This is a genomic window from Lacticaseibacillus pantheris DSM 15945 = JCM 12539 = NBRC 106106, from assembly GCF_001591865.1.
Lineage (GTDB): Bacteria > Bacillota > Bacilli > Lactobacillales > Lactobacillaceae > Lacticaseibacillus > Lacticaseibacillus pantheris.
The window spans coordinates 1-1448 of the sequence record NZ_BCVS01000182.1 but is presented as its reverse complement, the minus strand read 5'-3'; the positions used below and the strand labels follow the sequence as shown (position 1 = coordinate 1448).

Annotated in this window: 1 protein-coding gene; it reads right to left on the bottom strand. The window is 51.9% G+C overall.

What is annotated here, in order from left to right:
• Positions 1–1448, bottom strand: a 1448-nt coding sequence (locus tag LPA02S_RS11750; protein ID WP_169798391.1) for a mucin-binding protein, incomplete at both ends; no start/stop codon positions are given.

Here is a 1448-nt window from a genome sequence, read left to right as displayed (position 1 = left end):
GGCACCGTTGGACTGTCGAGGGCTGGGAAGGTATCGCTACCGTCCGCCTTCCAGGCCCCATAAGTGACTTCGCCCGTCACAATGTTTACCGTGGCAGTGCGACTGTAGTTGATGGTGGCCGTCTTGGAATCGGCCATCTTACTACCGTCGTTACCGTTGACGTAACGCACGGTTTCCGTGGCCGTCCGATTCAGGTTATCCTGGTCCACCCCCGCGGGGTACTTTGGCCCCACTGGGTTCTTCGGGTCAACGAGTGTATTTGGACTCTTCGGGTCCGTTGGTACGACCGTCATTGTCGTTGGGTAGTAGTAAACCACCAAGTTAACATCCACCGCCGAGTCGTCTATGACGGCCTTTACCACCTCTTGGTCTGGTGTGTAGCCATCTAGCGGTAGACTCTCTACATCTTGGAAGGAATCACTACCGTCCGCAACCCAAGCACCATAGGTAACGGCACCCGTCGCAATGTTCACCGTCGCCGTCCGACTATAAGTTATAGTGTGCGTATAGGAGTCGAAAACCTTACTACCATCTGCCTTTTCGTAACGAATTGTTTCTGTAGCTGATCCATTCAGGCTGTCATCGTCAACTCCCGTAGGATACTTCGGCCCATCGGGGTTCAGCCGGTCAATCGGAGTTCCTGGCGCCTTTGGTCCGGTTATTGCCGGGTTCCCATAAACAGGTCTTCCGGGTTTAATCGTAATTTCTGTTGGGAAATAAACCAAGTTAACATCTTGGTTTTTCGCAATATCGTGGTCAAAGTTTTGCACAGTGCTGGTTCTATCAGTGACTAACACATAACCGCTAATCGACTTATCAATGCTACTGTAGTCAATCACCGCATCGCTAGCACCCGTGAGCACAACGGTATCCCTTAATTTACGGTCATACATGTCAAGAAAGTTAACATTAACCGTTTGTTCCTGACCAACATACGTAACGGTGGCTGGCTGTGTCGGATCTGTCGGCTTCAGCACCCAACTACCATCTGGCTGTTGCGTAATTGTCCCGTTATTTGACGTTGGTGTGTAGCCAGGCACATTCGGTACAGTCCCCGTTACCTTCGTCGGGTCACCAGGATCGGTCGTATACTGCACTGGTGTCCCCGGCTTGCCATTCGGTGGTGTCACCGTGTAGTCACCATTTGCGGTGTACTCCAAGGTCACCGTCTGGTTGGCGGTATCATCATCAAAATTCGTGGTGCTCTTACGACCATCAGTCGTCAGCGTATAACCATCAACCACGTAGTTAATGGTCTTGCCATCGCTGTCTTTGGTGTAGTCAATATTGCCATCGCTAGCACCCGTAATGGTTACTGACGGCTTGACATCAACCGTGTCATCACTGCCGTCAACGAACTTCACCGTCACCGTCTGCTCGTTGGCCGTATACGTAACCATCGCCGGTTGCGTCGGATCCGTCGGTGTCAGTACCCAGCTACCATCTGG